This is a genomic window from Paraburkholderia sp. 31.1 (assembly GCF_014397645.1).
GTDB lineage: Bacteria > Pseudomonadota > Gammaproteobacteria > Burkholderiales > Burkholderiaceae > Paraburkholderia > Paraburkholderia tuberum.
The window spans coordinates 79,623-86,273 of the sequence record NZ_VZQN01000036.1 but is presented as its reverse complement, the minus strand read 5'-3'; the positions used below and the strand labels follow the sequence as shown (position 1 = coordinate 86,273).

Below are 6,651 nucleotides of genomic sequence, written 5' to 3'. Positions count from 1 at the left end.
CCGCGAGAAGGGCCGCTCGCTGCGTCATGCTCCTTGCGAATACGTCGAGTATTCGCGGCGTCGCAATCCTTGCGAGCGGCCCTTCTCGCGGCAACGCACGTGCGTTCCATATGTAAACAGACCCTAGTGTACGCCGCCGCTCTTGCGCACACGGGTGCGCTGCATCAATCGCGCGTCGGCAAGACGGGTCGCGCGGGGGGTCCATCCGTCGTTGCCCATGAACTCACGCTCCGCGCAAATCCGGGCCGCTTGCGCAAGTATGGGAAAATGCGCCCTCAGTCTGATTGATCCAAATGCCCTCCCCGTCATGCAACCTGTATTTGACCGCGCGTTCGCGGCGCATCGTGACGGCCGCCTCGACGACGCCGAACGCGGCTACCGCGCCACGCTCGACCACGACCCCAGCCACGTCGACGCGCTGCATCTGCTCGGCGTGCTGCGCCACCAGCAGGGCCAGCACGCCGAAGCCGCGGCGCTGGTGCGGCGCGCGGTCGATCTGCGCCCCGAAGACGCGGCGCTGCAGCTGAACCTCGGCAATGCGCTGAAGGCGCTCGGCCAGATCGACGCCGCGATCGAGCAGTTCCGCAACGCGCTGACGCTCGCGCCGAGCTTCCCGATGGCGCACTACAACCTCGGCAACGCGTACGCGTCGCAAGGCCGTCACGAAGACGCCGCCGATGCGTTCGAACGTTCGCTGCGCCTGCAGCCGAACGACGCGTCGTCGCACAACAATCTCGGCAACGCGCTGCACGCGCTCGGCCGTCACGCGGACGCGATCGCGTCGTTCCGGCGCGCGCTCGAGCTGCGCCCCGGTCACGCGGGCGCGCTGAACAACATGGGCATGTCGCTGAACGCGCTCGATCGACCGAACGAGGCGGTGCCCTGCTTCGAGGCCGCGCTCGCCGCCGAGCCGCGCTTCGTCGCCGCGCACTTCAATCTCGCGAATACGTTCGATGCGACCGGCCGCCATGCGCGGGCAGTCGCATCATTTGAAGCGGCGCTGCGTCTGCAGCCGAACCTGCCGCCGGCGATCTATGGCATGGGCAACGCGCTCGCGGCGCTCGGCCGTGCCGAACAGGCGCTGCCGTATCTGGAGCGCGCGGTCGGGCTCGATCCGCAATTCGCGCTCGCGTGGCTTGCGCTCGGCACCGCGCACCAGGCGCTCGGCGCGCACGCGGCCGCGGTGCGCGCGCTCGATCAGGCGTTGCGGCTGCGCCCGGATCTCGCGTCCGCGCATATGAACCGTGCGCTCGCGTGGCTCGCGATGCGCGACTTCGAGCGCGGGCTGCCCGAATACGAATGGCGCTTGCAAACCGTCGCGCAACCGGTGATCCAGACGTTGCCGCGCTGGCACGGCGAGTCGATCGAAAAATACACGCTGCTGATCCATGCCGAACAGGGTTTCGGCGACACGCTGCAGTTCGTGCGCTTCGTACCGCTCGCAGCGCAACGCGCCGCGCGCGTCGTGCTCGAAGTGCAGCCGCAGTTGGTGCCGCTCTTCGCGCCCGTCGCGAAGACGTGGCGCGTCTCGCTGATCGCGCAGGGCCAGCCGCGCCCCGCCGCCGATCTGCAGATTCCGCTCTTGAGCCTGCCGCTAGCGCTCGGCACGCGCTACGACACGATTGACGCGCGCACGCCCTATTTGAGCGTGCCGCCGGCCTATGGCCGCAAATGGCGCGGCTCGCTCGGCGGTCAGGCGAAGCGCAAGATCGGGCTCGCATGGTCGGGGCGCATCCAGCGCAACGAAACCCGCACGATGCCGCTCGCCGCGCTGGAGCCGCTGTTCGCACTGAATGGCATCGACTGGATCGTGTTGCAGCCCGATCTGTCCGAGGACGACCGCGCGGCGCTCGACGCGCATCCGCGCGCGGCCGCGATCCATCGCTTCGACCACCGCATCGGCGACTTCGCGGATACCGCGGCGATCGTCGAGCGGCTCGACGCGGTGGTGTCGATCGACACGTCGATCGCGCACCTCGCAGGCGCGCTGCGCAAGCCGCTGTGGCTGATGCTGCCGTGCGCCGCCGACTGGCGCTGGTTCGACGGCGACACGCGCAGCCCGTGGTATCCCGGCGCGACGCTCGTGCGTCAGCCGCGGCCGGGCGCGTGGGATGAAGTCGTCGAGGTGGTCGCTAACGAATTGCGGCACGGGTAGCCACAGACCACGCGCCGCAAACAAAAGACCCCGCTTTCGCGGGGTCTTTTGTTTTCAGAACACGAAGTGAACCGTCAGGCCGCCCGATATTGATTGCGCGCCTCCGGCGTGCGATACAGGAACAGCGTCGCGAGCAGACCGCAGATCGCCGCCACACCGAGGACCAGACCCGGCGCCGCCTTGTTGCTGGTCACGTGGATCAGCAGCGTGGCGATGGCCGGCGTGAAGCCGCCGATCGTCGTCGCGAGACTGTACGCGAGCGAGAAGCCAGCGGTTCGCACTTCGACCGGCATCACTTCGGTCAGCGCGACGACCATCGCGCCGTTGTAGCAGCCGTACAGGAACGACAACCACAGCTGCACGGCGAGCAGACGCGCGAACGACGGTTCGGCGACGAGCCATTGCAGCGCCGGATACGCGGTGAGGATCGTCAGGATCGTGAACGCGAGCAGCACCGGACGGCGGCCGATGCGGTCCGACAACGCGCCGGACAACGGCAGCCAGATCAGATTCGAGATACCGACGCAGACGGTGACGACGAGCGCGTCGATCGCCGACAGCTTCAGCACTTCCCTGCCGAAGGTCGGCGTGTAAGCGGTGATCATGTAGAACGACACGGTCGTCATGACGACCATGCCCATGCCGCCCAGCACGATCGGGTAGTTCGCGAGCATCGACTTCAGGATCTCGCCCACGCTCGGACGATGCTTGCGCGCCGTGAACTCCTCGGTTTCCTGCAGCGAGCGGCGGATGATGAACAGGAACGGCACGATCAGACAGCCGATCAGGAACGGCACGCGCCAGCCCCACGCGAACATCTGCTCGGCGGGCAGAATCTTGTTGAGCCCCACGCCGATCAGCGCGGCGAATACCACCGCGACCTGCTGGCTGCCCGACTGCCACGAGCAATAGAAGCCCTTGTTGCCCTTCGTCGCGATCTCCGACAGATACACCGACACGCCGCCGAGCTCAGCGCCGGCGGAGAAGCCTTGCAGCAGCCGGCCGAGCAGCACCAGCACGGGCGCCACGAGCCCGATGGTCGCGTAGCCCGGTATCGTCGCGACCGTCAGCGTGCCGAGCGCCATCAGGCTCAGTGTGAGGATCAGGCCTTTGCGACGGCCGTGATGGTCGATGTAGGCGCCGAGCACGATCGCGCCGAGCGGACGCATCAGGAAGCCCGCGCCGAACACGGACAGCGACAGCATCAGCGACGCGAAATCGCTACCGCCAGGAAAGTAGGTCTTGGCGATCGCGGAAGCGTAGTAGCCATAGACCATGAAGTCGTACATTTCAAGAAAGTTGCCGCTGACAACGCGGAACACTGTCTTGACCTTGGATTCTTCGGTGGTGGAAGCGGCGTGGGTCGCTGTAGACATGACACTCTCGGATAGGCCCGCCGCCCTGTCGGACGGATCGACGCGGACGGTGACGAGCGGGCAGTTGAAACGATCCACTGCTTGGCAAGCGGATGCTGCAGGCGAACGCACAGGTATAAGCAAGTGCGCCCGGGGGCGCCGCATTTTGCTGCTCACGGCGCTCATTCGATATGAGGGTAAACGCTGAGCTCGATGTCGGGCCGATGCCACGTAATGTTACTGCTGATAGGGTCGACGCGAGACGCATACAATTTGCTTACGCGCGACACCCGCGGGCAGCCGTAGACTGTCCGCGCGAGGCCATTCAGTCGATTACGCCGATGCGAACCACCCCTGCTCTTTCCCTGCGCCCCGCCACGCTCGAGGACGCCGCGCTGATTGCGTCGATCCACAGCGCCAGTTGGCAGGCGACCTATCGCGGTCTGTTGCCCGACGCGTTCCTCGACGGCGAAATCACGCGCGAACGCGCCGCCTATTGGGAAGCACGTCTCGGCGCGCCGGGCGGCGAGCGCCGCATCGTGCTGATCGCCGAGCTGGCCGGCGAGCCGGCCGGCTTCGTGTGCGTCGAGCGCCAGCCCGAGTCCGCGTGGGGCGTGCTGCTCGACAACCTGCATGCGCTGCCCGGTTATCAGGGCATCGGCGTCGGCAAAACACTGATGCACGCAGCCGCAGACTGGACGCGCGCGCAAGGCGAGGCACAGCTGTATCTGTACGTGCTCGAGGGCAATACGGCGGCGATCGGCTTTTACGAGCGACACGGCTGGCAGTTGGTCGGCGCGGAGCCCGATCAGATGGGCGGCGTGGATATCACCGCATTGCGCTACGTGTACCGGTTGAAGGCTTGAACGCCGTGGTTGAGTGTGCGTGAAGCGCGTGGCGTCGCGGGGACGGCGCGCGCCGGCGGTATTCCTGTTTTCGGAGTCGTCTGAACGGTGGACGACGTAGTTTCGAGGCATGATTTTCTGTTGCCGATGGCTTCGTCGGCCCCGTACAGATTCCGTCACTGCCGCACCGGTGTGACTGTCCGAGACACCGGAAGAAACCGATGACCAGCACGCCGCTCATCCTGATCGAAGGCGCATTCGCGCTTCCCCCTCTCCGTGCGCTCGACCAGTTGCCCGAACCGTTCGGCCGCGACTGGGCGTTGCTGTCCGGCGCTCAGCGCTGGCGAACCGGGCTCGATTCGCTGTATGCCGCGCTGCTGCGCACCGTGTGCGTCAGAGATCAGCAGTTGCTGTCGTATGGGCAGTGGGTGTCGATCGACGGCGTGCTGACCGGCGTGCTGACCGACATGAAGCGGCCGGCAGAGACGCCCGTCGCGAACGCCATGCAGCCTGCCGGGGAACCGTCGAATACCGCGACGGCGGCGCATCCCGCTATGCAACGGAAGGTGCCTCAGGGTCCAATGCGAATCGCGCTCAAGACCCGCTCGCCGCGAATCGCGCAGCGGCGCACTGTGCGGCATCGGCGAACGGTCGCGGCGAGTGCCGGCGTAATCGGCTGCGTCGCGGTGCTGGCGTGGTGGATCGTCGATCAGCCTCCGGCGCCGCGGCATATGGCCTCCGACATGCTGAAATCGGCGCAAGCTCTGATGCCCCGTCGTGATGCGCCGGCGCCGGTAGAAAAGCGTCGTGCGCAGCATCTGGTTGCGAGTCCCGAGGCACCGGTGATCGCGGAGGCCGTCACACCGGCTCCTGTGCTTCCGCCATTACCTGTCGACATGGCCGCCACCGCACCCGCGCGCATCGTGGCTTTGCCTCAGGGCACCGCCACGCGACATGCGCCCACGCCGCGTGACGCGATTCGCTCATCGCCTGCGCGTCGTGCGCTTCGCGTGCAAACGCATCCGCTTCCGGTAAATCGGCATGCCGCGAATGACCCATCGCATGAAGCGCGCGTTCGTACCCGGTTCGGCGAAGACGGATACGCTGATGTAACGACGTTCGCCATGATGTCTTTGCGCGACGTCGCGCCGCTGCCGCGCTCCACCGTGTCGAACAATCTGCCGGCAAATAGCACCGAGTGGATGAACCACATATCGCAGCGTCGCGTCACCGAAATCCCGGAACAATTCGCACAATGAGCGCTGCCGTTACTTCGACGCAGGCAAACCCGCTTCCGTCTGCTGCTGCAAGCGCGTGACCGCGCTCTGAAGCTGACGCAATTGCGCCTGCGCGTTGTCGCGCTCCGCGCGCAGCGCGAGCGCCTCGTCGCGCGTCTGCCGCTGCCGGTCGTCGACCTTCGCCTGCTGCGTGCGGGCGACGTCGAGATCGGTCTGCAGCCGTTGCGCCTGCTGCTGCGATATCGCGATGCTGCCCTGCAGATACGCATTCTGCGCCTGCAACCGCGTGCGATGAATCTCGACGTCCGCGAGTTGCTGCGTCTGCTGCGCGAAACCGGCGTAGATCGCTTCCGCGCGCTCTGCCGAATCGCTCCTGATCACGCGCCAGAAATGCTTGTTCTGAAACAACGCGACGTAGTACGTCATCCGCGGCGGATGGAAGAACAGGCTCGCACCGTAGCTGCCGTTGTAGGTCGTGCGCAGTTCGCTGAGGTTCGCGTCGTGGATCAACTGGATCAAATCGGCGACGTCGCCGCGCGCGGCGGCGGGCGTATTCGCGGACACCTCGGGCTCAGCGACGGACTGGGGGCCAGCCTCTCGCGGCGCCAACTCCCCTGGAGCCGGCCGCGTGCCCGCCAGCGGCGCGCTCACGCTGTCCTGCTGTGCCACTGCAACACCCGTATGCCACAACGCATAGACACCGGCGAGCAACATAGCGCGCCGGATAACCAAGGAGTACTTCATATGCCTGCTCCACGCCGATCGAGAATGACGTTGGATTATCGCGCGGATTTATCGCGACGCGAAGCTCGTGGGCACTGTATAGACACGCTCGAAATCGAGATAGACGGTTGGTGCAGCAAATCACTCCATCCAAAATCACAGTCGCAAAATAAAGACGCCACCCAGCTCGCACTCCTGATTATTTCGAGAGAAGAAAACGCCCTGCCACATAACGTGACAGTGCGTCAGATGGATGGAATGTCTCCGTCGGGCTGAAGAAAACAGCGAAAGCGCGGGACCGATGCGCAACCACGCCGCGGACTCAACCTCAACCT

The 6,651-nt window shown here is 65.9% G+C and carries 5 protein-coding genes; 3 read left to right on the top strand and 2 right to left on the bottom strand.

Annotated elements, in window-relative coordinates; genetic code table 11:
• The first annotated feature begins 307 nt into the window (after window positions 1-307).
• A complete protein-coding gene (locus F6X37_RS25800; RefSeq protein WP_187613251.1) occupies window positions 308-2,155 on the top strand; it encodes a tetratricopeptide repeat protein in 1,848 nt (615 codons plus the stop codon).
• A gap of 74 nt (window positions 2,156-2,229) precedes the next feature.
• Here F6X37_RS25800 and F6X37_RS25795 read toward each other — a convergent pair whose 3' ends face one another.
• Window positions 2,230-3,531, bottom strand: a complete 1,302-nt coding sequence (locus tag F6X37_RS25795) for an MFS transporter (RefSeq protein WP_187613250.1) — start codon at window positions 3,529-3,531, stop codon at window positions 2,230-2,232.
• A gap of 320 nt (window positions 3,532-3,851) precedes the next feature.
• Here F6X37_RS25795 and F6X37_RS25790 point away from each other — a divergent pair, with 320 nt between their 5' ends.
• On the top strand, window positions 3,852-4,376 hold the full coding sequence (locus tag F6X37_RS25790) for a GNAT family N-acetyltransferase (RefSeq protein ID WP_187613249.1): 525 nt from the start codon (window positions 3,852-3,854) through the stop codon (window positions 4,374-4,376).
• Between the two features lie 200 nt (window positions 4,377-4,576).
• Window positions 4,577-5,614 carry a hypothetical protein gene (locus F6X37_RS25785; protein WP_187613248.1) on the top strand — a complete coding sequence of 346 codons (1,038 nt, stop codon included), beginning with the start codon at window positions 4,577-4,579 and terminating at the stop codon, window positions 5,612-5,614.
• Window positions 5,615-5,623: 9 nt separating this feature from the next.
• Here the strand turns inward: F6X37_RS25785 and F6X37_RS25780 are convergent, their stop codons facing one another.
• Entirely contained in the window at window positions 5,624-6,337 is a 714-nt protein-coding gene (locus F6X37_RS25780; RefSeq protein ID WP_184027607.1) for a DUF2968 domain-containing protein, read from the bottom strand.
• Window positions 6,338-6,651 lie beyond the last annotated feature (314 nt).

What these genes read in the sequence shown, in the direction of transcription:
- F6X37_RS25800 (WP_187613251.1), top strand. Translation starts at nt 308, where the DNA reads ATGCAACCTGTATTTGACCGCGCGTTCGCGGCGCATCGTGACGGCCGC.
- F6X37_RS25795 (WP_187613250.1), bottom strand. Translation starts at nt 3,531, where the DNA reads ATGTCTACAGCGACCCACGCCGCTTCCACCACCGAAGAATCCAAGGTC.
- F6X37_RS25790 (WP_187613249.1), top strand. Translation starts at nt 3,852, where the DNA reads ATGCGAACCACCCCTGCTCTTTCCCTGCGCCCCGCCACGCTCGAGGAC.
- F6X37_RS25785 (WP_187613248.1), top strand. Translation starts at nt 4,577, where the DNA reads ATGACCAGCACGCCGCTCATCCTGATCGAAGGCGCATTCGCGCTTCCC.
- F6X37_RS25780 (WP_184027607.1), bottom strand. Translation starts at nt 6,337, where the DNA reads ATGAAGTACTCCTTGGTTATCCGGCGCGCTATGTTGCTCGCCGGTGTC.